The 1,044-nt window shown below is 70.3% G+C and carries 2 protein-coding genes; both read right to left on the minus strand.

What is annotated here, in order from left to right; genetic code table 11:
- Positions 1-97: 97 nt before the first annotated feature.
- The gene (gene rplS, locus AC2W7M_RS26165; RefSeq protein ID WP_486136086.1) at positions 98-508 is read right to left on the minus strand and encodes a 50S ribosomal protein L19; all 411 of its coding nucleotides are present in this window, start codon (positions 506-508) and stop codon (positions 98-100) included.
- A 97-nt stretch (positions 509-605) separates the two neighbouring features.
- Positions 606-1,044, minus strand: a 439-nt coding sequence (locus AC2W7M_RS26170; RefSeq protein ID WP_486136088.1) for an RNA methyltransferase, incomplete at its 5' end; no start/stop codon positions are given.

Here is a 1,044-nt window from a genome sequence, read left to right on the forward strand (position 1 = left end):
CCGCCAGGCCCGGACGCAACCCGGCCTGATGCCCAGGCACAAAAAAGCCGCCGGCGCGAGCCGGCGGCGGGTCGTCTTTGCCCGAAACGGGCGGCCGTCACTCGGCGGCGGCGGGGGCCTTGGCCTTCTTGCCCTTGGCGTCCGCGCGGGTGTCCTGGCGCTCGGCGATGCGGGCCGACTTGCCGCGGCGGTCGCGCAGATAATAGAGCTTGGCGCGGCGCACCTTGCCGCGGCGGACCACCTTGATGCTGTCGATCAGCGGCGAGTAGACCGGGAACACGCGCTCCACGCCCTCGCCATAGGAAATCTTGCGGACCGTGAAGCTCTCGTTGAGGCCGCCGCCCGAGCGCGCGATCACCACGCCCTCATAGGCCTGCACGCGGGTGCGGTCGCCTTCGACCACCTTCACGTTCACGATCACGGTGTCGCCCGGCTGGAACTCCGGAATGGCACGCTTTTCGGCGAGTTTGGTCGCCTGCTCGGCTTCGAGCGTCTGGATGATGTTCATGTCGCCAACCTCTTGGCGGCGCGGGGCAGACCCCAGCGCCACGTCGTGTCGTTTTAAGTTAAGGGACGCGGCTTCTTATATGAGAAAACGGCGCGTGTCATTCCCTTTCCGTCGCCGGTTTGTCACACGGGGGCGACAGGAGGTCCGGCCGGCGCGCACGGGTCGCGGCCTCCGCCTCGGCGCGGCGCCAGCGGGCGATGCGGGCATGGTCGCCGCAGGTCAGCACCTCGGGGATGGTCAGGCCCTCGAACACCTGGGGGCGGGTGTATTGCGGATATTCCAGCAGGCCGTGGGAGAAGCTCTCGTCCGCCCCGCTCTCGGCCTTGCCCATGACGCCGGGAATGAGGCGCACGCAGGCGTCGAGCAGCAGCAGCGCCGCCGCCTCGCCGCCGGAGAGCACCACGTCGCCGACGCAAACCTCCTCGAGGCCGCGGGCGGCGACGATGCGCTCGTCCACGCCCTCGAAGCGTCCGCACAGGATCACCGCGCCCGGCCCGGCGGCGATCTCCCGCACCCGCGCCCTGCGTCCAGCGGGG

Source organism: Xanthobacter sp. BG11Y11_SDJG (assembly GCF_057364445.1).

Excerpts from the sequence above, each read along its gene's own strand:
- rplS (WP_486136086.1), bottom strand. The coding sequence starts at position 508 with ATGAACATCATCCAGACGCTCGAAGCCGAGCAGGCGACCAAACTCGCC.